Annotated in this window: 21 protein-coding genes; 12 read left to right on the forward strand and 9 right to left on the reverse strand. The window is 68.9% G+C overall.

From position 1 onward, the window contains the following. Positions 1-56 precede the first annotated feature (56 nt). From ACLJPX_RS20205 to ACLJPX_RS20225, 5 genes are all read right to left on the reverse strand, one after another. Complete coding sequence (locus ACLJPX_RS20205) at positions 57-1,892, reverse strand: dynamin family protein (RefSeq protein WP_101611477.1); 1,836 nt, start codon at positions 1,890-1,892, stop codon at positions 57-59. Next, positions 1,889-2,377, reverse strand: a complete 489-nt coding sequence (gene grpE / locus ACLJPX_RS20210; RefSeq protein WP_410601466.1) for a nucleotide exchange factor GrpE — start codon at positions 2,375-2,377, stop codon at positions 1,889-1,891. The genes ACLJPX_RS20205 and grpE overlap by 4 nt, the downstream gene beginning before the upstream one ends. 38 nt (positions 2,378-2,415) lie before the next feature. After that, positions 2,416-3,072, reverse strand: a complete 657-nt coding sequence (locus ACLJPX_RS20215) for a TetR/AcrR family transcriptional regulator (protein ID WP_410601467.1) — start codon at positions 3,070-3,072, stop codon at positions 2,416-2,418. Further along, positions 3,069-3,548, reverse strand: a complete 480-nt coding sequence (locus ACLJPX_RS20220; RefSeq protein WP_410601469.1) for a hypothetical protein — start codon at positions 3,546-3,548, stop codon at positions 3,069-3,071. The genes ACLJPX_RS20215 and ACLJPX_RS20220 overlap by 4 nt, the downstream gene beginning before the upstream one ends. A gap of 124 nt (positions 3,549-3,672) precedes the next feature. Then, positions 3,673-5,250 (reverse strand): dynamin family protein, encoded by a 1,578-nt coding sequence (locus tag ACLJPX_RS20225; RefSeq protein ID WP_410601908.1) that lies wholly within the window; start codon positions 5,248-5,250, stop codon positions 3,673-3,675. Positions 5,251-5,416: 166 nt separating this feature from the next. Between ACLJPX_RS20225 and ACLJPX_RS20230 the strand changes: the two genes are divergently transcribed. The 3 genes from ACLJPX_RS20230 to ACLJPX_RS20240 all read left to right on the forward strand — a co-directional run bounded on the left by ACLJPX_RS20230 (position 5,417) and on the right by ACLJPX_RS20240 (position 7,755). Beyond that, complete coding sequence (locus tag ACLJPX_RS20230; RefSeq protein ID WP_410601470.1) at positions 5,417-6,610, forward strand: sensor histidine kinase; 1,194 nt, start codon at positions 5,417-5,419, stop codon at positions 6,608-6,610. Beyond that, a complete protein-coding gene (locus tag ACLJPX_RS20235) occupies positions 6,607-7,263 on the forward strand; it encodes a response regulator (protein ID WP_039923149.1) in 657 nt (218 codons plus the stop codon). Before ACLJPX_RS20230 ends, ACLJPX_RS20235 begins: the two co-directional genes overlap by 4 nt. An 81-nt stretch (positions 7,264-7,344) precedes the next feature. Beyond that, the gene (locus ACLJPX_RS20240) at positions 7,345-7,755 is read left to right on the forward strand and encodes a VOC family protein (protein WP_410601471.1); all 411 of its coding nucleotides are present in this window, start codon (positions 7,345-7,347) and stop codon (positions 7,753-7,755) included. 354 nt (positions 7,756-8,109) lie between these two features. Here ACLJPX_RS20240 and ACLJPX_RS20245 read toward each other — a convergent pair whose 3' ends face one another. Together ACLJPX_RS20245 and ACLJPX_RS20250 are read right to left on the reverse strand one after the other, a co-directional pair. Beyond that, entirely contained in the window at positions 8,110-9,021 is a 912-nt protein-coding gene (locus ACLJPX_RS20245) for an SDR family NAD(P)-dependent oxidoreductase (protein WP_410601472.1), read from the reverse strand. After that, positions 9,011-9,601: a TetR/AcrR family transcriptional regulator gene (locus ACLJPX_RS20250; RefSeq protein WP_101611484.1), complete on the reverse strand. Its 591-nt coding sequence runs from the start codon at positions 9,599-9,601 to the stop codon at positions 9,011-9,013. Before ACLJPX_RS20250 ends, ACLJPX_RS20245 begins: the two co-directional genes overlap by 11 nt. Before the next feature lie 190 nt (positions 9,602-9,791). On the opposite strand from ACLJPX_RS20250, the gene ACLJPX_RS20255 reads away from it, so the two are divergent. From ACLJPX_RS20255 to trmB, 6 genes are all read left to right on the forward strand, one after another. Then, a complete protein-coding gene (locus ACLJPX_RS20255) occupies positions 9,792-10,730 on the forward strand; it encodes an ABC transporter ATP-binding protein (protein ID WP_410601474.1) in 939 nt (312 codons plus the stop codon). A 29-nt stretch (positions 10,731-10,759) separates the two neighbouring features. Next, complete coding sequence (locus tag ACLJPX_RS20260) at positions 10,760-11,491, forward strand: ABC transporter permease (RefSeq protein ID WP_410601476.1); 732 nt, start codon at positions 10,760-10,762, stop codon at positions 11,489-11,491. 171 nt (positions 11,492-11,662) lie between these two features. Further along, positions 11,663-12,583 carry an ABC transporter ATP-binding protein gene (locus tag ACLJPX_RS20265; protein WP_410601477.1) on the forward strand — a complete coding sequence of 307 codons (921 nt, stop codon included), beginning with the start codon at positions 11,663-11,665 and terminating at the stop codon, positions 12,581-12,583. Next, entirely contained in the window at positions 12,580-13,332 is a 753-nt protein-coding gene (locus tag ACLJPX_RS20270) for a hypothetical protein (protein ID WP_410601478.1), read from the forward strand. The genes ACLJPX_RS20265 and ACLJPX_RS20270 overlap by 4 nt, the downstream gene beginning before the upstream one ends. A 159-nt stretch (positions 13,333-13,491) precedes the next feature. Next, a complete protein-coding gene (locus tag ACLJPX_RS20275; RefSeq protein WP_101611489.1) occupies positions 13,492-14,043 on the forward strand; it encodes a hypothetical protein in 552 nt (183 codons plus the stop codon). Positions 14,044-14,086: 43 nt separating this feature from the next. Continuing rightward, positions 14,087-14,770, forward strand: coding sequence for a tRNA (guanosine(46)-N7)-methyltransferase TrmB (gene trmB, locus ACLJPX_RS20280; protein ID WP_410601909.1), 684 nt, complete (start codon positions 14,087-14,089; stop codon positions 14,768-14,770). A 216-nt stretch (positions 14,771-14,986) separates the two neighbouring features. On the opposite strand, the gene ACLJPX_RS20285 is transcribed toward trmB, so the two are convergent. Together ACLJPX_RS20285 and ACLJPX_RS20290 are read right to left on the reverse strand one after the other, a co-directional pair. Continuing rightward, positions 14,987-17,245, reverse strand: coding sequence for an FtsX-like permease family protein (locus ACLJPX_RS20285; RefSeq protein ID WP_410601479.1), 2,259 nt, complete (start codon positions 17,243-17,245; stop codon positions 14,987-14,989). After that, a complete protein-coding gene (locus tag ACLJPX_RS20290; protein ID WP_410601480.1) occupies positions 17,245-17,940 on the reverse strand; it encodes an ABC transporter ATP-binding protein in 696 nt (231 codons plus the stop codon). Before ACLJPX_RS20290 ends, ACLJPX_RS20285 begins: the two co-directional genes overlap by 1 nt. A 181-nt stretch (positions 17,941-18,121) precedes the next feature. Here ACLJPX_RS20290 and ACLJPX_RS20295 point away from each other — a divergent pair, with 181 nt between their 5' ends. From ACLJPX_RS20295 to ACLJPX_RS20305, 3 genes are read left to right on the forward strand one after another with little or no spacing between them, the layout of a single operon-like run. After that, positions 18,122-19,903 (forward strand): sensor histidine kinase, encoded by a 1,782-nt coding sequence (locus ACLJPX_RS20295; RefSeq protein WP_410601481.1) that lies wholly within the window; start codon positions 18,122-18,124, stop codon positions 19,901-19,903. Beyond that, positions 19,900-20,550: a response regulator gene (locus ACLJPX_RS20300; RefSeq protein ID WP_101611493.1), complete on the forward strand. Its 651-nt coding sequence runs from the start codon at positions 19,900-19,902 to the stop codon at positions 20,548-20,550. Before ACLJPX_RS20295 ends, ACLJPX_RS20300 begins: the two co-directional genes overlap by 4 nt. Positions 20,551-20,564: 14 nt before the next feature. Next, on the forward strand, positions 20,565-21,872 hold the full coding sequence (locus ACLJPX_RS20305; protein ID WP_410601482.1) for an amidohydrolase family protein: 1,308 nt from the start codon (positions 20,565-20,567) through the stop codon (positions 21,870-21,872). Positions 21,873-22,103 lie beyond the last annotated feature (231 nt).

Consider the following 22,103-nt stretch of genomic DNA (forward strand, 5'->3'; position numbering starts at 1 on the left):
GAGCCTATGACTCACCGTAGGCCCGTTCGGTTCCGGTCCACAACAGGACACCCTGGTCAGGCGTCGCGCAGTGACCGGATGCGGCCCAGAAGCGCCTCGGCACGGTCGCGGCCGTCGGAGACGTCCTTCAACCGTTTCGCGACCACTGAGATCTTCTTGGCTCTTTCCTGCGCGCCCATCTTGATCGTCTTGTCGACTTCCTTCAGCTCCGCCTCGATCGCGTCGATGCGGCGGCCGAGGGCTTCGTCGAGCGCCATCGAGAGCTGCTGTTCGGCCTCGATCAGCTGCTCCGCGACGAGCTGGTCCAACGTGGACCGCGCGTCGGCGATCGCCTCGACCAGCCACTGCTTCATATGCTGCTTGTCCGACGCGTGCTTGCGGGTCCGCGCCATCCACCAGCCGGCGCCGAGGCCGATGATGATCGTGGCGGGCAGGATCACCGGGTTCAGGATCGCGACACCCGCCAGCGGCAGCGCGGCGACCTTCCCGGCGCCGAGACCGCCGGAAACCCCCATGAAGATGAGCAGTTTGTCCTCGGCCGTCGGCGGTTTCTTGTCCGGCGGGCGCAGCACCACCGGCGGGCCGCCCGCCCTGGCGAACTGGCCGCGGATGATGTCGAGCTCTTCGGCCGAGAACAGCTCCGAGAGCGCGACGTTGGTGACCTGGTTGAGCCGCTGGGAGAGCAGCATCGAGATCCGCTGCGACGTCGTCTGCAACGCGATGTCGACCTGCTGGGGCAGCGCGGTGAGATCGTCCCGCTTGGCGCCGTCGATCCGCTGCCGGAAGTGGGTCGACGCGTCGCGCATCTGCCTGCTGGTCTCGTGGCCGACCTCGACGCGGGTCCGCTGGATCTCCGCGCGCAGTTTCAGCTGCCAGCCCCGGGTCGAAGAGCGGCGTTCGGTGCTCAGGTCGTCGCGGCGCTGGCGCAACTGTTCCGCCTCGGCCTCACCGGCGGACAGCGCGCGGCTTTCCGCCTGCAGCTTCGCCTTGAGCTCGGCGAGGGCGCTCGACAGCGCACGAAGGGTGTTGGCCTCGCCCAGCATCGCCGAGCGGCCGACCAGCATCTCCTGCAACGCGCCCTGGAGCGCGGCGATACCGGCCTTCTCGCGCAGCATCATGGCCATCTGCTCGTTCGGCGCCTTGGCCGCCGTCTCGAACATGCGCGCGGACACCGGGTGGAACACCGCGTCGGCGAACCGGGGAGCGTGCTCGGCGAGCAACCGGCGGTCGGCTTCGAGGACCTCGCGCCAGCCGCGGAACTGATCGGTCTTCGTCAGCGCGAACAGTACGGTCTCGACGCGCTCGCCCATGTCCTGCAGGAAGTGCAGTTCCTGCGCGGTGAACGGAGAGGAGGCGTCGACGACGAACAGCAGGGCGGTGGCACCCGCCGCCGCCTCCTTCGCCAGTTCGCCGTGCATCGAGTCGAGTCCGCCGACACCCGGCGTGTCCACAATGGACACGCGTTCGAGCAGCGGGACCGGACCGGAGACCTCGACGTACCGCGGCGGGATCTGGCCTTCCGGCAGTTCGTGCGCGGCCGAAACCCAGTGGATCAGGGCGTTCAGGTTGATCGGCACCGGCGCCAGCTGGCCCGGATAGCAGGCCTGCGCGGACCACTGCTCGGCGTGCTCGAAGACGAGGTACGTCGCCGTGGCGACGTCGGCGTCCACAGGGGACAGTCCCGGCATGGAGAGGAGCGCGTTCACGAGCGAGCTCTTGCCGCGATTGGTCTCGCCGACCACCACGACCGACGGCTTCTTCGGGCGCGCCTTCCGGATGTCCTCGACCCATTTCGCGGCCTGAGGATCGGCTTCGCGGACGACGGTGAGCAGCTGCTCGCGCGTGCTCTTCACGACCGCCGGCAGGTTGGCGGCCGCACTCGGAGCGGTCACTGGGCCTTCTTCGCGTAGACGATGACGATCGGCACGCGCAAAACCCGGTCGTGATCGGCGAAACCGACGACCTCGGTCTCCGCGACGAGCCCTTCGAGTGCCGGGTCCTCGGTCGCGACCGCGCCACCCGCCTCGTGCACGGCGGGGTCGAACCGCTCGCCGTCCGGGCGCAGGGCACGGACGCCGATACCGGCGAGCCCGTGTTCGAGCCGCTCGACGACGCCGCCGCTGCGGGCGCGGTCGAGGGCGTACAGGCAGAGCTGGATCAGCGCCTGCCTGTCGGCGAGAGCCTGTTCGAGGTCGGCGGGACCCGTGGTCGTGGACTCCACATCGGTCTTCGACGCGGCTTCGACGGCCTCGGTTCCCTCGGACGGCGAAGTCCCGCCGTCCACCTCGGCGATGATCGCCGCCGAGATCTGGCCGGTCGGCACTTCGTCCGGATTCACCTCTTCGTCGACCGCCTTCTTGCGCAGCCAGGCACCCACCGAATCGACCCCCGTAACTGGTGTCCCGGGCTTACCGATCAGCCCGGAGAGATTTCACCAGTGTCGGATACTTCCCCGCCTGCCGGGGGCGAAATCGGCAGAACGGGGCGAAGGAATCTGGTGATCAGCACCTTCATCACCGCGAGTTCCGCGGCCGGATCGAGGTCCGGCTCCAGAATCACGCGGGAGAGTGGTGCGTCGATCAACGCGACGAGCCAGCTGGCCGCTGTTTTCGGGTCGAAGCCGGGATCGATCCGGCCCATTTCCACCGCACGGGCCACCAGACCGACCAGGGCGTCGCGCAGGACGCGATCGTTGCCCTGGACGAGTTCGGCGAGTTCGGGATCGCGGGCGCACTGCGCGGCGACCTCGAGCACGAGCTTGGCCGCGACAGGATGGAGGAGTTGCTCGGACATGTGGGCGATGACCTGGAGGATCGCCTCCCACGGGTCTTCGAGTTCGCCGGCGGCCGTGACCAGGGCCGCCGTTTCGTCGCCGTCCTGCTCGAAGATGCCGACGAACACCGCGCGCTTGTTCGGGAAGTAGTGGAACAGGCTGCCGGTGCTGATCCCCGCGGTACGGCAGATCTCCGCCGTCGTGGTCTTCTCGAAGCCCTTCTCCGAGAAGCACCACGCGGCGGCGTCGAGGATGGCGCGGCGTTTCGCCTCGTGCTTGGCCGGGTCGACCGTCCTCATTTCACCGCCGGCGGCTCGGTGTGCCAGGGGTAGCCGTGCTCGGTGAAGGCCTTGGCGACGGCCGTGCGGTCGACGTCACCCTTCTCCCGCGCCAGTTCCCGGCCGTCGGCGGCGAGCAGGACGAGCTCCTTGCCGTCGAGGAAGACGGCCTGCAGCTTGGCCTCGTAGGCGCGGGTGCGCCCCTTGACGGTGAGGGTGATGCGGGTCGGCGTCACCTTGACGATCAGCCGCTCGTGCGCCCAGACCGCGGCGAACAGCAGGCCGAGGACCAGCCCGGCGCCCGCCCCGGCGAGCGGGCCCCACGGGTCGGGGATGTCCGAGACGAGCTGGAACGGGCCCTTGAACGGGACCCAGCTCAGGGAGACCACCCAGTCCGCGATCGACTGGAGGAACCAGCCGAGCGCGGCGCCCACCAGCGGGCAGCCGAGCCAGGAGGCCGTGCGCAGCCACTGGGGCTCGTCGACGATCGTTTCCATGGGGTCCATTATTAGACCGAGCGCTCGGTTTATCAATCCCGGGTCCGGGAACAGGCCGCGTTTCGTCCTCTAGTTGCGGTACTTGCGCGTGCAAGTACCGCAACTAGAGGACGAAACGCGGGGGTCAGGCTTGCGGGTCGCGGATCTGCTGCCAGATGAGGAAGTACGCCCGGTGGACGACGTGCGCGACGCGGCTCTGGGCGGGCGTCGCGCCGAAGGAGGCGAAGGAGCGCCACCAGCCGGCCCGTTCGAGGGCGTGGGCGGCGAGTTCGGTCCGGGGAGCACCCGGCTTGCCGAGCTGGGCGCCGATGTCGGCGTTGCTGCCGACCCGCAGGACCTCCTCGGACAGGTCCTCGGGCATGTCGACCGCGCCGGACGCGACCAGCGTGAGCGCTTCGAGCAGCCGCAGCTGGTGCGCCTCGGGCTTGGCGAGCAGGACCTCGATCGCGTCATGGACGCGCTGCCGTTCGGCCGGGTCACCCGAGGCATGGGCCAGCGCGGTGACCGAGGCCAGCGCGGCGGCCGCCTTGATGCCGTCGGCGCGGGCGGCGAAGACGATGCTCAACCGCTGGCGGACGGCTTCGAGGCCGGAGGCGTCGAGCAGCTTCCGCCGCAGCGAGCCCGCGGTGATCTCGGGTTCCTTGCGGATCGCTTCCACGGCGTACCGGACGCCGAACAGGTCCAGCTTCTCCAGTAGCCGCAGCCGGACGCCCGCCGCGACGTCACAGTCCCAGCTGGTGAAGATGTCGGCCGAGATCAGCATGGTCTCGAGGATGTCGTCGTCCATCTCGGACAGCTGGCGCAGCGCCTCGGCGTCACCGGAGGTGAACCCGCCGGACTCCGCCGACTCCGCGATCAGCCCGATCACCGGCAGGACGTCCGCGATGCGGGGCTTCAGCGTCGAGGCCTGCTTCTCCGACAGCAGCGTCGCGGCCTTCCACACGTCGCCGCCCGAGCCTTCGACCGACTCCGGCGCGATGGTGTCCGCCTTGTTGAGCACCGCGATCGCGTTGACCGGACCCGCCTCGCGGCTCGCGGTCGCGGCGGTGAACGCGGCGAGCGCCTGCTGGTCGTCGGCGCGCACGCCCTGCGTAACCACGTAGAGAACAGCCTCGGCGCCCGCGACGGCGTTGCGCGAAGTGTCGTCGAGCTCGTCGGAGCCCTCTTCGTCTTCTTCCTCGTCTTCAGGCTTCCGGTGCTTCGCCGCACCCAACAACTGCTCGGTCCGCGACACCGACGCGGCGTCGAGCGAGCCGAGGCCGGGGGTGTCGATGACGGTCATGCCCTGCAGGACCGCGTTGGTGAGGTACGCCTCGATATGCGAGACCTTCTCGATGTCGATGCCCAGCTCGGCCGGGATCATCCCGTCGGCGGCGAAGGGCAGCACCTGCTTGCGGCCGTCGTTGAAGACGATCTCGACGCGGTCGACGGTGCCGTACTGGAACCTGGTCACCAGCCGGGTGCACTCGCCGACGTCGGTCGGCGCGACCCGGCGCCCGATCAGGGCGTTGACCAGTGTGGACTTCCCCGACTTGATCCGGCCGGCGACGGCGACCTGGAGCGGACCGCCCAGTCTGCGCAGCACCTCGGCGAAACCAGCCGCGGTCCGCGCGGACACCTGCGGCTGGAGGCGATGACAGAGGTTCGCCACCGACATCGACAGCGGGCCGGCGAGACGGCCCTGTTCCGTCGGTGACGTCACGGCGCCTGTCCCCTCCCAGTCGTCAAAGCCTGCCGGGTCGAATCGTGCCATGCCGCTCATCCTCGGGTCGCACCGAAGGTGGTACCGGCGACCGACGCGCGAGCGGCCATGGCCGACATAGTGTTACCAGGTGCGACGGTTAAGCCTCTGGATGCGTGCTCACCCCATGGCCGGGGACAGTTTCATCGCCGTCGTCCTGTTGCTGACCGACCTGCTGTTCTTCGTGGCGGCGGTCGAGACGCCGGAAGTCCCGATGCCGCCCTGGTACGTGGTGCTTCCGCTGGACATCGCGATGGTCGCCCCGCTGGTCTTCCGGCGGAAGGCCACGCTGTGGTCGGCATACCTGGTGCTGGCGATCAGCATCCCGCACGGCGCCCTGGAGCTGGGCGTGGCCAGCGCGTTCGGGGTGATGATCAGCATCTACTCGGTGCTCGTCTACGTCGGTCGCAAGCAGGGGTTGCTGTACCTGCTGGCGACCCTCGTCACGTCGGCGGTCCAGCTGTGGGTCGACCCGCCCGAGGACTTCTGGGTACTGGTGATCATCGGTGTCTTCTCCACCGCACTGTGCTGGACGCTCGGCGAATTCGCAGGCGCGAGGCGCGCCTATCACGAGGAGGTGGAAGCCAGGTTGCATCTACTTGAGACGGAACGGGACCAGGCGACCAGGATCGCCGTCGGTGAAGAACGCGGACGGATCGCCCGTGAGCTGCACGACGTCGTCGCACACGCGGTGAGCGTGATGGTCGTGCAGGCCGACGGCGCGTCCTACGCGGTCGACGGGAATCCCGAGATGGCGAAACGGGCCTTGCAGACGATTTCGGAGACCGGCCGCGGCGCGCTCGCCGAACTGCGGCGGCTGCTGGACGTGCTCCGCAGCGACGGTGACGACGAGCCGCGCGTGCCGCAGCCGGACGCGAGCGCGCTGACCGACCTCGCGGACCGCATCCGCCAGGCGGGGGTGCCGGTGACGCTGGCGATCGGCGCCGACGCACTGGTCGGGCTGCCCGCCGGTGTCTCGCTCGGCGTGTACCGGATCGTCCAGGAGTCGCTGACGAACACGCTGAAACACGCGGGCCAGGGCGCGCAGGCGGAAGTGCTGGTGCGCCGGGAGGCGGACGTGATCGACGTCCGGGTCACCGACGACGGCGCCGGCCGCGCGAAACAGCTGGTGCCCACCGCCACGAAGACGGCGTCACATGCCGCACCGGCAGGACCGCGGAGACTCTCGGTCCCCGGTGGGAACGGATTGATCGGAATGAGGGAACGGGCGAACGTCTTCGGCGGCACGCTGGAGGTCGGACCCGCTCCCGGTGGAGGGTGGCAAGTGCACGCGAGGCTCCCGGTTAGGTTGGCGACGTGATCCGAGTGGTGGTCGTCGACGACCAGGAATTGATGCGCGTCGGGTTCCGGATGGTCCTGGGCGCGCAGGCGGACATCGATGTCGTCGGCGAGGCGGGCGACGGGGCGCAGGCGATCCGCATGGCGGAGGAACTGCGGCCGGACGTCGTGCTGATGGACGTCCGGATGCCGGTGCTGGACGGGGTCGAGGCGACGAAGCGGATCGTCGAGGCCGGGACGGCGCGGGTGCTCGTGATGACGACGTTCGACCTGGACGAGTACGTCTACTCGGCGCTGCAGGGCGGGGCGAGCGGGTTCCTGTTGAAGGACACGCAGCCGGATCACCTGGTCTCGGCGCTGCGAGCGGTCGCTTCGGGCGACGCCGTGGTCTCGCCGTCGGTGACGCGGCGGCTGCTCGACCGGTTCGTCGGCGGCGGCGGGAAGCCGATGCGGGACGCGGCCGAACTCGACGTCCTCACCGAACGGGAGCGGGAGGTGCTCGTGCTGATCGCGAAGGGCCTCTCGAACCTGGAGATCGCCGAGACGCTGTTCCTGTCCGAGGCGACGGTGAAGACGCACGTCGGGCGGATCCTGTCCAAACTGGATCTGCGCGACCGGGTGCAGGCCGTGGTGCTCGCCTACGAGACCGGTTTGGCGCGTCCCGGGGTCACCTGAGAATCCCGCGGAAAAGTGGTCATTCGGTGAGCACTTTGCGGTGGATCCTTGTCTCCAGAGCCACTACCGGAGGAGAAGGAAATGCTGCGAGGTCTCACCACCACCACGTTCTACGCCGACGACATGGCCGCCGCGATCGAGTGGTACTCGGACCTCTTCGGGATCGAGCCGTACTTCGTCCGCAACGGTCCCGACGACAAGCCGGCGTACGTCGAGTTCCGGATCGGCGACTACCAGCACGAGTTCGGCCTGGTCCGCCGCGACTACCGGCCGCCGCTGGCCCAGCCCGGTCCCGGTGGAGCGATCGCGAACTGGGCCGTCGACAACGTCGAAGAAGCCTTCGCGACGCTGCTCGAGAAGGGCGCGAAGGAGTACGAGCCGATCATCGAGCGCGGGCCCGGCTTCGTGACCGGGGCGGTCATCGACCCCTTCGGCAACGTCCTCGGCGTCATGTTCAACCAGCACTACCTGGACGTGCTGGCCGGGAAGTGAGTGGCGATTCGGGTTAGAGCCGAAGGGGTCTTAGGTACCTGCTGGTTGTGGCAGGAGTCGGTCGCAGGTCCGTGAAGGCCTCCTTGCCTACCTTGAAGGTAGGCAAGGAGGCCTTCACGGACTACGTGATCACCCTCCGAAGCCTCGGGCGGCGGCGCCAGCCAGCAGTCACGGGCGGCGGCGCGTGAGGGACCCCTGCCCTCGACTCAGCTTCACACCTTTCCCCGAGTACATGAAGGCCCCCTTCCTGTACCTAGGCGCAAGGAAGGGGGCCTTCATGTACCGCAGAGGAGAGCCTGGGCGACACGCCCCTGGGCACCGGACCCACCCCCTACTCGACCGGCCAGCCCGATCTCAGCGGTACAGGGTGTGGTCGGCCGTCTCCGGATCCTTGCCCGTGTCCCTGACTTCGGCCATCCACTTGCCGAAGTCGGGGCGCGAGCCGTCGACGTCGGTCAGGCCGTACTCGTTCATCAGCGTCCACGACGCCAGCGTCTTGCCCGCGAACCGCGAGACCTCCGGGTCGGTCGCCAGTTTCGCGACACCGCGCCCGAGCAGCGTCGGGGTCTCCGAGATGGCGAAGTCGACCGGGGCCGCCTTGCCCACCGCGTCCCGCCACGTCTCCTCGGTGATCCCGAAGTGGTCGAGCATCGACTCCGACCGCAGGAAGCCCGGCGTGACGGTCATGCCGACGCAGCCGTACTTCTTCAGTTCGGCGCCCAGTGCCCTGCCGATCGCGCGGATGCCGGACTTCGCGAGGAAGTACGGGATCCCCGCGCCGACGTACTCGTCGTGATCACCGTCGGTGACCTCGATGACGAGACCACCCTCCCGTTTCACGACCAGCGGGAGAAGCCGGTGCAACGCGATCAAATGCGTGTCGATCGCGTTGTGCACCAGCGTGAGCGCGTCGTCGAGACTGGAGTCCCAGTACGCCCGCTCGAAATCCGCGAACGGGTCGCCGCCCCAGACGTCGTCGACCAGGAGGTCGATCCGGCCGTCCACTTCGGACTCGATCCGGCGCTTCAGCGCGTCCACATCGGACACGTCGGTGAAGTCGGTCCGGACGGCGATTCCCCATCCTCCCGCCGCGTCGACGAGCTCGGCGGTGTCCTCGATCGTCTCCGACCGCTTCATCGGTGACTGGTGCTCCCGCGTCGTGCGGCCGGTGACGAACACCGTCCAGCCGAGCCTGCCCAGCTCCACCGCGATCGCGCGGCCACATCCTCGCGTCGCCCCCGCGACCACGGCAACTTTATGATCCACTTCGGACACGTCCCTTCCACGCGGTCAGCACCGCGTCCACGTCTTGCCCCACGCGGTCGACGAACCGGCCCTTCGGCCGGATCGACCAGTCCAGCGAAGCCCCGTTCGCCACCCCGAGCAGCACCCTCGCCGCACGGACGACACCCGGCGCACCCGGCAGGTCACGCGCCGCGGCGCGCGCCAGCCGTCGTATTTCCGCTTCCACGGCGGTGAAATGTTCACCCAACAGGGCACGGAGTTCCGGATCCCCGATGTCCACCCCCAGCTGCCCGAGGTGGTTCGCCGCGGTCTCCGCCGAACCCACGCCCTCGTAGATCACGACGACCGCGGCCCGCAGACCTTCCACGGGATCGGCCAGCTCGCCGCATTCCCGCATCCGCCCTACGACGGACTCCGTGTTCGCCCGGCTCAACGCCTGCAAAAGACCGTTTTTCGAGCCGAATCGCTGGGCGACCGTGCCGACCGCGACCCCGGCCTCCGCCGCCACCTGGGCCAGCGTGAAACCCGGGCCGACCATGCCGATCACGGTCTCCGCCGCCTTCAGCAGTCGTTCGTCGGTGATGGTGCGCGGCCTCGCCATACGATTATTGAACCACGGTTCATTAACCCCGGCGATTCAGGGTCACTCTCAGGGGTATCCCCGATCGCGTACGACGTCCGGAGACGGCAAGCTACTTCTCAGGTCGGGTACCAGGTTGGCACCTCAGGATGACGCGCTCGACCACCCACATGGACGACGATTGTTCTCGCAGTCGCCGAGGGGAGCAGACATGATCGAGGCAGTGGGCCTCACCAAGCGGTACGGCAAGACACTGGCGGTGAACAACCTGTCCTTCTCCGTCGCGGGAGGGGAGGTCACCGGATTCCTCGGCCCGAACGGGGCGGGCAAGTCGACGACCATGCGGATGATCCTCGGCCTCGACAATCCGACGTCGGGCCAGGTGCGCATCGGGGGCAAGCTCTACCGCGAGCTGAAGGACCCGCTGCGGACGGTCGGCGCGCTGCTGGACGCGAAGTGGGTGCACCCCAACCGGTCGGCGCGGGCGCATCTGCAGTGGATGGCGAAGTCCAACAAGATCCCGGCGACCAGGGTCGAAGAGGTGCTCGAAACCGTCGGGCTCACCAGCGTCGCCGGAAAGCGCGCCGGTGGTTTCTCCCTCGGCATGTCGCAGCGACTGGGGATCGCGGCGGCCCTGCTGGGCGACCCGGAGGTCCTCCTCTTCGACGAGCCGGTCAACGGCCTCGACCCCGAGGGCATCCTCTGGATCCGCAAGTTCATGCACCGGCTGGCCGACGAAGGCCGCACGGTGTTCGTTTCCTCGCACCTGCTTTCGGAGATGGCGCTCACCGCGAGCCACCTGATCGTGATCGGCAAGGGGCAGCTGATCTCCCAGTCCTCCACCGAAGACTTCGTGTCGCGGGCCGCCGAGAACACGGTCAAGGTCCGTTCGCCGCAACTGCCCGCGCTGCGCACCGTGCTGAGCCAGGCGAGCGCCCAGGTCACCGACGACGGCAAAGCGCTCGTCGTGTCCGGTTTGGACAGTGACAAGATCGGTGAGATCGCCGCGGCCAACCAGATCGTGCTGCACGAGCTCAGCCCGCAGACCGGCTCCCTGGAGCAGGCCTTCATGCAGATCACCGGCGATTCGGTCGAGTACCACACCGGTCTCGAAACCGAAGCCGCCGAAGTGGTCGCCGCCGCCCAGTAGCCAACCACTCTTTTGAGGAAAGAAACGCCATGACTCTGCTCGCCGTGGAACGCATCAAGCTGTTCACCACACGCTCACCCTGGTGGTGCGCGCTGGCCGCACTGGCGGTCGTGATCGGTTTCGCCGCCATCGTCTCCGGTGCCGCACCCGCCGGTGAACTCACCGACGTGAGCCTGACCCAGTTCGGCTACGGCTTCGGGATGGCCGTGATCATGGTGCTCGCCGCGCTTTCGGTGACCACCGAATACCGCTTCGGCACCATCCGGACCACCTTCCAGGCCGTGCCGAACCGCACCTCGGCGCTGCTGGCCAAGACCGGCGTCGTCGCGCTCCTTTCGCTCGTGATCGGTGAGGTCGCGGCGTTCGGTGCCTGGGGCCTCGCCTCGGTCATGCGGCCGGAAGATCTCGCGCTGAACACCACCGTGGAGTGGGTCAGCGTCGCCGGCGTGGGCGTGGTGTTCGCCCTCGCCTCGGTGATCGCGGTCGCCATCGGCGTGCTGATCCGGCACAGCGCCGGCGCCATCTCGCTCCTGCTGATCTACGCCCTCGCGGTGGAGAACCTGATCCGGCTCATCCCGAAGATCGGCAAGGACATCTACGAGTGGATGCCGTTCCGCGTCGCCGACAGGTTCCTCAACGGCACGGGATCCGCCGCGGCCCAATCGTCGCTGAGCCAAGGCGGGGCGCTGGCCTACTTCGCCGGTTTCGCCGCGATCCTGCTGGTCATCTCGCTGGTCGTCGCGAACAAGCGCGACGCGTAAGGACTTCCACAGGGGAGAAGCCGGTCGCACGGCTCGGGGGAGCGGGCGACCGGACGGGGAGAAAAAGGGGAACAAGGACCGGGCCGCCTATCGGGGGGCAGCCCGGTCCTTTCCCGTCGGGCCTCGCGGCGGCACGTTGGGTAATGTCGGAATCCACCGGAGGGAGGGCCGATGATCAAGGCCACCAAACTCACGAAACGCTACGGCGACAAGATCGCCGTGAACGACCTTTCCTTCACCGCCGAAGCGGGGCGGGTGACCGGCTTCCTCGGCCCCAACGGGGCGGGCAAGTCCACCACGATGCGGATGATGCTCGGGCTCGACAACCCCACGTCGGGCTCGGTCACCATCGACGGCAAGCCCTACCGCGAGCTGCGTGATCCACTTCGGACGGTCGGCGGCATGCTCGACGCCACCTGGCGGCACCCCGGCCGGACGGCCCGCGAACACCTCCGGTGGATCGCCGCGACCAACGGCCTGCCCGACAAGCGCGTCGACGAGGTACTCGATCTGGTCGGACTGGGGTCGGTCGCGGGCAAACGGGCCGGGCAGTTCTCGCTCGGGATGTCGCAGCGGCTCGGGATCGCGACGTCGCTGCTGGGCGACCCGCGCGTCCTGCTGTTCGACGAACCGGTCAACGGGCTCGACCCCGAAGGCATCGTGTGGATCCGGCAGCTGATGCACGCGCTCGCCGCCGAGGGCCGCACCGTGTTCGTGTCCAGTCACCTGCTGCCGGAGATGGCGCAGACCGCGCAGGACCTCGTCGTGATCGGCCGGGGGAAGCTGATCTACCAGGGCACGATGGAAGACTTCGTCGGCCGCGCGAAGGGCCTCGGGGTGCGGGTCCGCAGCCCGCAGCTGCCCGAGCTGAGGGAGGCGCTGACCGGCAAGGGCGCCGAATTCCGCGAAGAGGACGGCGCGCTCATCGTGTCCGAAATGGACAGCGACCACATCGGCGAGCTCGCGTTCGCCGCGGGCGCGACCCTCCACGAACTGAAGCCGCTCGCCGGCTCGCTCGAACAGGCGTACATGCAACTCACCGCCGAAGCCGTCGAATACGGCACCGGCCAGGTCCCGGAGGTCGTCCGATGACCGCGGCGAACATGCTCCGCGCGGAGCGGATCAAGCTGCTGAGCACACGCGCGCCCTGGTGGTGCGCGGGTATCGCGATCGTGGTCGCGCTCGCCTACACCGCGTTGTTCTTCGGTTTCGTTCCGTTGGAGGGACAGACCGGCGTCGACTCGACCCAGATCGCCGGCGCGCTCGCCCGCACCGTGGTGCTGATCCTCGCCATTCTCGCGGCGGCGACGGAATTCAACTGGGGCACGCTGAAGCTCACCTTCCAGGCGGTGCCGTCCCGCGTGCCCGCCCTGCTGGCGAAGGGTGCCGTCGTCGGCGTGTTCTCGGGGCTGATCGGGCTGCTGGTGGGTTTCGGCTCCTGGGCGATCGCGTACCTGATCAAACCGGGCGCCGACCTGGGGCTGACCGCCGCCGCCGACTGGCGCGCGGTGGCTGGCCAGGGGCTGACCTTCGCGCTGACCGGGTTGCTCGGCGTCGGGCTCGGCCTGCTGTTCCGCAGCCCCGCGTTCGCCCTCGGGTTCGCGTTGGTCTGGACGCAGTTGATCGAAGGTCTCGTCCTGCTGATTCCGCGCGTGGGCGACGACATCTACCAGTGGATGCCGTTCTTCGCGGCGAATCAGTTTTCCGGATCGGATCTGACGGTTTCGATGATGAAACTCGAACCCCCGATGGGTCCCTGGGGCTATTTGGCTTATTTCGCTGGTATCTGCGTGATTGTCTATACGGCCGGGCTGATGATCACCCATCGAAGGGATGCGTGAGCTTTTACCGCCTCCAAAGGAGTTAAGTCCACGTTAAGAGCCTGTGGCTTCTCTCACAGGATGCGGACATACTGTTCCTGACCGGGCGATGCTCGGGATGAGCCTATTTTCGGCTCTCGGCCCCGGAGGTGATCCTTGACGGTGGATTCCGGTCAGGGAGTGGAACGCACGATCCCGCAAGCCCGCACGGAAAGTATGCAGCCCCGGCTCGAGCCCATGCTCGACCTCGAATGGTCACAGGCGATCGAACTGCCCCGCACGGTGGCGTCCGCGACCCGGCCATCCGATATTCGCCGCGCCTGGGTGCACCGCGCACCCGAAGATCTCGTTGTCGCGCTGTACCGCGCGTCCAGTGGAATGCACGGGGAAATCCCCGCACCATGGTGGCTTCGCGCCGTCGTGGAAGGCAGGCTCGAATCGCGGGAACTCGGTTTCCGCATCGAAGACCGCATCGCGGGCCTGCTCGGCAGGCGGCCCGGTTGGGAATTCGTCCCGTGGGCCGCGGACGGAGAATCCGGCTACTGGGAGTTCATGCCTTCCGAACGCGGTGCGTCCGGTCATTCGATCCCGACCACGGTGCTGAACACCAGCCGTCACGACGGCTGGATCGACGTTCTCCCCGCCCATTCCAGCACGACGCCACCGCCGATCCCGGTCGCCGGATTCGCCGGCCTGCGCTCACGGCTGGGGGAGTTCGAAGCCGTCCGGTAACCCCACGTTTAATGGGCGGGTGGAAAACGAGGACCAGCCACGGATGCGCAGCGTGGTCAGCTATGTCAAACGCGGCGGCCGGATGACCGTCGGGCAGCAGCGAGCCTGGGACGACCTCTGGCCGTCGCTCGGCCGCACGGTCGGCGAACTGCCCGAAGGCACGGTGGATTTCGGCGACTGGTTCGGCAGGCAGGCCCCGGTCATGGTGGAGATCGGCTCGGGGATGGGCGAGACCACGTCTCAGCTCGCGGCCGCCGCGCCGGAACTCAACTACGTCGCGGTCGAGGTGTACGAACCCGGGCTGGGCCAGCTGATGCTGCGCGCGGAGAAGCTCGGGGTGAAGAACCTGCGGCTGATGCACGGTGACGCCGTCGTGCTGCTGACGGCGCACGTCGAACCGGGCTCGCTGTCCGGGGTCCGGCTGTTCTTCCCGGACCCGTGGCCGAAGAAGCGGCATCACAAACGGCGGATCGTGCAGCCCGGGTTCGTCTCGCTGGTGGCCTCGCGGCTCGCGCCGGGCGGGACCTTCCACATGGCGACCGACTGGGAGAACTACGCGGAGCAGATGATGGAGGTCTGCTCGGCCGAGCCGCTCCTGCGCAACCGCCACGCCGGCGAGCCCGGCGGCTGGGCCCCGCGCCCGGAGTGGCGTCCGGTCACGAAGTTCGAGAACCGCGCCGACGTCGAAGGCCGGATCTCGCACGACCTGATCTTCGAACGGGTCTAAAACGCCTGAAAGGGCCGGTCAGGGACGTCCCCACGTCCTTGACCGGCCCTTTCTCGACACCCCCGTGCCTTGGGATGCCCCCTGCGCATCCCCGGTGCCCGTTCATCCATCCCCCGACAGAGGGATGACCGGGCACCCGGCTCGTGGGTGGTTACCTCCGACTCCACCCACGAGACCTGCTCGCCCCGGCGCCATGACGCCATTCGGGCGAACCTTTTACTCCTCGGCGAGCGGCTCCGACTGCACCCGCTTGAGCGCCGGGGTCGAGACGGATGCCCCGAGCAACGCCACCCCGATTCCCAGCACCACGGGCGCCAGCAGCCACGGGCTCAGCACGACCGGGTCCTTCTCGACCATGCTGTAGAGCCCGACGCCGACTCCGATCCCGACCACACCCGCGCCGATGGTGGCCACCATCGCGGGCAGGGCCGCTTCCATCCGCAGCGCCCTCGCCAGCACCCGGACCGGTGTCCCGGCCGCGATGAGCGCTCCGAAGGTGCGGCGGCGGTCCATCACCGAACCGGCGGTCGCGACGGCCGCGCTGCAGCCGGCGAGCACCCCGGCGGCGATCAGGCCGATCACGGTGACCCGGCGCAGGTCGCCCAGCTCCTGCTGCTGGCCGATCAGGTGCAGGCCACGGCTGACGACCTCCTGGCCCGGTGCCGCCCCGACCAGCGCGGTCCGCACGACCTCGCCGTTCGCCGGGGTCGTCGGCACGACCACGTCGAACCGCTCCAGCTGGACGCCCGCGGGGACCAGGGCCGGGTCGATCACGATCGTGCTCGACGTGTCCTCGTCACCTTCCGGGTAGAGGCGCATCGGAGCCTGCGGATTCAGCTGCGGGCCGGCCTTGTCGTAGTCCGCCGTCACGCTGTACGACGCCGGGTCGAGCTTGTGGCTGCTGTAGATCGCGGGTTCCGGACCGCAGGCGCCGCCGATGTTCACCCGCAGCAGCTTCGTGGCGTCCTCGCAGGTCATGACGAAGGCCCTTTGCAGCGTCTGGCCGCGAGTGCCCGGCTCGCCGGTGGACAGGTAGACCTGGCCGACCGCGAGGGCCTTGTCGGTGATCCCGTTGCGGGCGAGGGAGGCGTTGGTCCCCTCGGCGATCTGCCGCGCGTGGGTCGCGTCGCTCTCGGCGTAGAGGACGTTGTCCTTGAAGGTCCGGCCACCGCCCGCCATCGACTCGAACGAGGGCAGCAGTGTGAGCGCCATCGAGCCGGTGAACACCGCGAGCACGACACCCGCCGTGGCGCGATAGGCGCTCTTCGGATCGTCACGGAGCCTGCGCCCGGCCAGCAGCGAAGCCGGTTTGCGCCAGACCCGGACGAACGTTCCGCCGACCGCGGAGGTGACCCACGGCCCGATGATCGCGGCCGATCCGACCAGCAGGAACAGGCCGAACATCACCATCGGCAGGCTGGCGTTGTCCTGGGTGACCGCGAAGAGGAAGAAGGCACCGGCCACCGGGACCGCGAGCAGCCGCCACCAGTGCAGTGGCTTGCGAGCGTGCGCCGAAGCCGCGAACAGCGGCGTCTTCAGCACGCGGCGGATGCCGAGGACGCCGGCGAAGACGACCAGGAGCGGAATCGTCACGGCGACCGCGATGGTCGAGCCGAGCGAAAGACTGAAGTCCGACGCGAGCCAGGTTCCACCGGCCCAGGGGACGAACGTCGAGAGGCCCTGGAGCGCCGGTGCCACGAGGATGCCGAGCAGGGCTCCGACCACGGCGGACAACGCCGTCTCGGCGGCGACGATCTTCGTCACCTGCCCCGGGGTCGCGCCCGCCAGCCGCAGCGCCGCCATCCGCAGCTCACGCCGGGCGGCGGTGAGCCGGGCCGAAGACGCGACGAGCACCAGGCTCGGCACGAGCAGGACGATGACGCCGACCCAAGCGAGCAGTTCGAGCATCGGATCGGGCTTCGCCTGCTTGTTGGGGAAGCCGTCCGCGGCGAGCGCCGACTGCGGCATCGACTCCGGGGTGTGGCCGACGACGGCGACCAGCTGCTCCGGATACATCAGCGAATCCGGGCCGAGCGAGTCGACTAGCTTGCCGAACCGGTCCCCGAGCTGGGCCTGCGGCGTCGACTGGATCAGTTTGCCGAGTTCGGGCGAAACGATCGACTCGCCAGGGGCCGGCAGCTTCGGGATGCCCGGCGGGAGGCTGAGCATCGGCGCCGTGCCGGTCTGGGCGATGTCGACGCGGATGATCTCGCGGCCACCCGAGTAGTCCTTGTTCGCCGCCATCAGCAGCGGGCCCGACGGCTTGGCCGTGTCACCCGAACTCGAAGGCGCGTTGTAGCTGTAGATGTCCTGCCAGATCGCCCGCTGTGAGCGGGCCTGCGTGGCACCCGGGAGGGAGGCCAGCAGGAGCACCAGACTGGTCGCGACGGCGACCCCGACCGCGGTGAGGATGGCCGACGTGCGGGTCCGGCGGTCGACCCGGAGCACCCGCATGGCCAGCTGGAAGCTGTTCATTACGCGGCCAACCTCGTCGCGATCAGACCGTCGCGGATGGAGACGGTGCGCGGCATGGCTTCGGCGAGTTCGCGGTCGTGCGTCACGACGATCACCGCGGCGCCGCTGTCGGCTGCCGCCGAGAGCAGCGCGTCCATGGTGGCGCGGCCGGTGCGGGTGTCGAGTGCGCCGGTCGGCTCGTCGGCGAAGATCACCTTCGGCCGGTGCGTCAGCGCCCGTGCGATGGCGACGCGCTGCGCCTCACCGCCGGAGAGCTCGCCGGGGCGGCGCTTCTCCTTGCCCTCGAGGCCGAGCTTCGCCAGCCATTCGCGGCCCGCCTCGATGGATTCCTTACGGCCCTTGCCACTCAGCAGCGACGGCAGCGCGACGTTCTCCTCGGCGCTCAATTCGGCGACGAGCATGCCGGACTGGAACACGAAGCCGAACTCGGTGCGCCGCAGCTCGCTGCGCTTGCGCTCGTTGAGCTGGTCGACCCGCTGCCCGGCGAGGAAGATCTGCCCGGAGTCGGCGCGGAGGATCCCGGCGAGTACGTGCAGCAGGGAAGTCTTGCCGGAGCCGGAGGGCCCGACGATGGCGACCGCGTCACCCGCCTGGATGTCGATGTCGATCCCGGCCAGCGCGTGCTGAGTGCCGTACCGCTTCACCAGCCCACGGCCCGAAAGCACCGGCTGCCCTGTCCACTGTGGATCTACCACCGTGATTCTCCCTAGTCAGTCACTTGTCGTTCTGCTTCGGGGAAGAGCTTCGCCGTGAACCACCTGTGTCCACTTCGGGCAGACGGCCAGTGCTGATCACGCGCGCATCGGCCGATCGGCCGAGGTGGGTCGGACCGGTCGGCCAAGGTGCGGACGGCGGCGGATCCTCTACCGTCACGGTGTGACAGCAGGTCCATCCCAAAACAAGTTCTACGCACGGGCGAGTGCGCTCGCGCGACGTATCGGCATGCCCGCTGTCGTCCTGCTGGCCGCGCTCGCGTTCGACCTGGCCTTCATCACCGACGCCTCGTTCGACGACGCCGGCCCCCGTGGCATCGACCTGCTGCTGTTCCCCGGCATCTTCGCGATGGTGTTCTGCGCGCTCTGGGCACAGAAGCGGGCCGCCGTCGCCGCCGTCGCGGCTTCGGTCGTGCTGGTGGCGTACACGCTGGTCGTCCGGTACTTCACCATCCCGACGTACTCGAGCGTGCTCACCCACCTGTCCATCACCGAGGTGGTGGCGGGAGTGGAGATCCTGTTCTACGCGGCGCGCCGGACGCGGCCCGGTGTGGCGTTCGCCGTGATCTCCGGGCTGGTGCTGGCCACCTTGACCGCGGTGTCCGGCCGGTACACCTACAGCTACTACAGCGGCTCAAGCGGCACCATGGCGCAGGCGATGCTGTTCGGCGGCATCCTGCTGGGCGGCACGCTGGTCTTCGCGATTCTCGGGCGCGACCGCACGGCGAATCCGAAAAGCCACGAGAAGCTGCAGAAGCTCAACAAGCTGGTGATGGGCCAGTGGCCGCTCATCGGCATGCTGGGCATCGCGCTGATCCTGGAATTCAACTTCACCTACACCAGCGGGGCGCACGGCCTGCCCATCCTGGCCTGCTCGATAGTCGCCGCGATCATCGCGGTCGCCGCGCCACGGCGGCCGGCCGACGCGATAGTCGCGCTCGCCGCCGTCATGCTGCTTTCCACGATGGTCACACCGTTCCTCCGGCTCGGCTACCACTACCCGCTGCCCGGCGGCGTGCCGGGGACGCAGATCGTCGCGGGGATGGGAGTGGTCGTCGCGCTGGTCCGCACGGTCGGGCTGGCCAAGGCCCTGCCACGGCTCGCGGTGCTGACCGGAGTCGTCGCGGTTTCCTCGATCCTCAACACCAAACGGCCGACTTCCAGGCTGATGACGGACCCCGACGACATCGCCGGATACGGGGTCGCCGCGCTACTGCTGCTCGGCATCTCGGTGGCCATCGGCCTGGCGATGCGTTCGCGGGACTCGGAGCGCACGCAGGTCATCCAGTCCGCGATCAGCGACGCGCAGACGTCGGAACGGATGGCGCTGGCGCGCGAACTGCACGACGTCGTCGCCCACCACGTCACCGGGATCGTCGTGCAGGCACAGGCGGCGAAGATGATGGGCGAGAAGAACCCGCAGGTCGCGGTCGAGGCGATGGGCCGGATCGAGGACGCCGGAGTGGAGGCGCTCGCGGCGATGCGGCGTCTCGTGCGGAGCATGCGCGGGGACGCCCCGGCCGGGAGCAGCGAGTTCAGCGAACAGGCCACCACCGATCTCGCCGCCGACCTGCGGACGCTGATCGAACGGGCGAACCACGGTGTGAAGACGTCGATGAAGCTCGAACTGCCGCCGAACGTGCCGCACGAGGTCGGGCGGTCGGCGTTGCGGCTGGTGCAGGAGTCGCTGACGAACGTCGGCAAGCACGCGTCCGGCGCGAAGGAGACGCTGGTGATCGCCGAGGTGACCGGGAACGAACTGCACCTCCAGGTGACCGATGACGGACGCGAGCCGGAGCGCCGTCCGGTGGGCGGGTCGGGCGGCTACGGTCTGATCGGGATGCGCGAACGTGTCGCCCTGCTGCACGGCCGGCTCTCCGCCGGACGCGCGCCGGGCGGCGGATGGCGCGTCGAAGCGTGGCTACCACTTGAAGGAGAAGAGTGATCCGGGTATTGATCGCCGACGACCAGGACATGGTGCGGATCGGCTTCCGGATGATCCTGGACAGCCATGACGACATCGAGGTGGTCGCCGACGTGGCGGACGGTGTCTCGGCGGTGGCGAAGGCGCGTGAACTGCGCCCGGACGTCTGCCTGCTGGACATCCGCATGCCGGGGATCGACGGGCTCGAGGTCACCAAGCAGCTGGCGGGTCCGGACGTCGTCGATCCGCTGAAGGTGGTGGTGGTCACGACCTTCGACCTCGACGAGTACGTGCACACCGCGCTGCGGAACGGCGCGAGCGGGTTCTTGCTGAAGGACGCCGGGCCCGCGCTGCTGATCGAAGCGGTGCGCGCGGCCGCGCGCGGGGACGCCCTGGTGTCGCCACAGATCACCGTCCGGCTGTTGAAGCATTTCGACGGCGGGACGGTGAAACGCGACGTCAGCCCGCCTTCGGAGCCGCTGACCGCACGGGAGCTGGACGTGGTCAAGGCGGCCGCGAAGGGGCTGACGAACACCGAGATCGGGGCCGAGCTGTTCCTGTCGCTTTCGACGGTGAAGACGCATCTGGCGTCGGTGCAGGGCAAGGTGGGTGCGCGGAACCGGGTGGAGATCGCTGCCTGGGCGTGGCGGAGCGGTGTAGTGGACTGACCTAAGCTCCCTTCATGCAACGCCGTTTCCACGCACCTGTCGTTCTCCCCGCCGACCCCGCCTGCTCGTTGCTGCGTGACGCCGTGGTCGACGTGGACGAGGCGGGGCGGATCACCCATGTCGGCCCGGTATCCGGGGCTCCCGAAACGTCCGCTCCCGTGACCCGGTTGAGCGGTCTCCTCCTGCCCGGTCTGGTCAACGCGCACGCGCACAGCCCGATGACGCTGCTGCGCGGGATGGGCGGCGACCTGCCGCTGCTGCGGTGGCTGACCGAGATCATCTGGCCCACCGAAGCGAAGCTGAAGCCCGCCGACATCCGCACCGGCATGATGCTGGGCTCGGTCGAGATGCTGCGGCACGGTGTCACGACCAGCGCGGAGATGTACTTCGAAAGCGAGCAGCTCGCCGACGCGGTGCTCACCACCGGTGGCCGGGTGGTGCTGGGCCCGCCGATCATGGAACTGCCGGGGATGGACTGGCGCGCGATGCTGAAGGGCATCGAACGCTGGATCGACACCGACGGCCTGCGGTTCGGTCCCGGCGAGCGGATCGAGGTCGGCTACGGGCCGCACTCGGCGTACATGCTGAACGAAGAGGCGCTGCGCGCGACCGCGGAATCGGCGGCGGAACGCGGTGCGCTGGTGCAGATCCACGTGGCCGAGGCGGCGCTCGAAGACGTCAAGCAGCGTGAAAAGCACGGCTCGGTGCCCGCGCTGCTGGAGAAGATCGGGATGCTGCGGGGCCGGACGCTGGCCGCGCACGCCATCCACCTGTCGGACGAAGACATCGCGCTGTTCGCCGCGCGCGGGGTCGGGGTGGCGCACTGCCCGGGCTCGAACGCGAAGCTCGCTTCGGGCATCGCGCGGGTCACGGAGCTTCGGAAGGCCGGTGTCGCCATCGGGCTGGGCACGGACGGCCCTGCGTCGAACGACGACATCGACCTGTGGGAGGAACTGCAGCTCTCGGCGATGTTCGCGCGGCTCGCGACCGGCGAATCGACCGTGCTGACCGCGGCCGACGCCTTCCTGCTCGGCACCCGCGGCAGCGCGGACGCGCTGGGCCGGAACGACATCGGCGCGCTGGAAAGCGGCCGGTGGGCGGACCTGGTGCACGTCGACCTCGACGACCCGGCCTTCGCGGCGGGCATCGACGTCCCGGACGAGCAACTGCTCTCGAACCTGGTGTGGGCCGCGGGCTCGCGCCGCGTGCGCGACGTGTGGGTGGCGGGCGAGCAGGTCGTCGGCGACGGCGAATCCCTGCGGGTGGACCGCGCCAAGGTGCAGGCCGAAGTAGCCGAAACCTCCACGCGCCTGCGCTCTTAACTCACCTACGCAGCCCCCCACCCGTCCCAGGGGGCGGCCCCGAGGCCAGTCTATCGGGACCGTGGGGGCGGGACCGGGGGAAAGTGCCTGGTGAGGGCGGGTTGTCCACAACGGTGAGGCGGTGTGGACAACTGGCGTCGCGAGGGTGCTTCAGGGAGGTCGCGGGTGTCTTGAAGGGCACCTTTGGGACGCTCAACGTCCCAAAGGTGCCCTTCAAGACATGCGTGAGCC

Origin of the sequence: Amycolatopsis sp. lyj-90 (assembly GCF_046549035.1) — a bacterium.
In the GTDB taxonomy this organism is placed as follows: Bacteria; Actinomycetota; Actinomycetes; order Mycobacteriales; family Pseudonocardiaceae; genus Amycolatopsis.

Coding starts and splice junctions, on each gene's coding strand:
- ACLJPX_RS20215 (WP_410601467.1), bottom strand. CDS start 3,072: ATGAGGACGGTCGACCCGGCCAAGCACGAGGCGAAACGCCGCGCCATC.
- ACLJPX_RS20220 (WP_410601469.1), bottom strand. CDS start 3,548: ATGGAAACGATCGTCGACGAGCCCCAGTGGCTGCGCACGGCCTCCTGG.
- ACLJPX_RS20230 (WP_410601470.1), top strand. CDS start 5,417: ATGGCCGGGGACAGTTTCATCGCCGTCGTCCTGTTGCTGACCGACCTG.
- ACLJPX_RS20240 (WP_410601471.1), top strand. CDS start 7,345: ATGCTGCGAGGTCTCACCACCACCACGTTCTACGCCGACGACATGGCC.
- ACLJPX_RS20250 (WP_101611484.1), bottom strand. CDS start 9,601: ATGGCGAGGCCGCGCACCATCACCGACGAACGACTGCTGAAGGCGGCG.
- ACLJPX_RS20255 (WP_410601474.1), top strand. CDS start 9,792: ATGATCGAGGCAGTGGGCCTCACCAAGCGGTACGGCAAGACACTGGCG.
- ACLJPX_RS20260 (WP_410601476.1), top strand. CDS start 10,760: ATGACTCTGCTCGCCGTGGAACGCATCAAGCTGTTCACCACACGCTCA.
- ACLJPX_RS20265 (WP_410601477.1), top strand. CDS start 11,663: ATGATCAAGGCCACCAAACTCACGAAACGCTACGGCGACAAGATCGCC.
- ACLJPX_RS20270 (WP_410601478.1), top strand. CDS start 12,580: ATGACCGCGGCGAACATGCTCCGCGCGGAGCGGATCAAGCTGCTGAGC.
- trmB (WP_410601909.1), top strand. CDS start 14,087: ATGCGCAGCGTGGTCAGCTATGTCAAACGCGGCGGCCGGATGACCGTC.
- ACLJPX_RS20285 (WP_410601479.1), bottom strand. CDS start 17,245: ATGAACAGCTTCCAGCTGGCCATGCGGGTGCTCCGGGTCGACCGCCGG.
- ACLJPX_RS20305 (WP_410601482.1), top strand. CDS start 20,565: ATGCAACGCCGTTTCCACGCACCTGTCGTTCTCCCCGCCGACCCCGCC.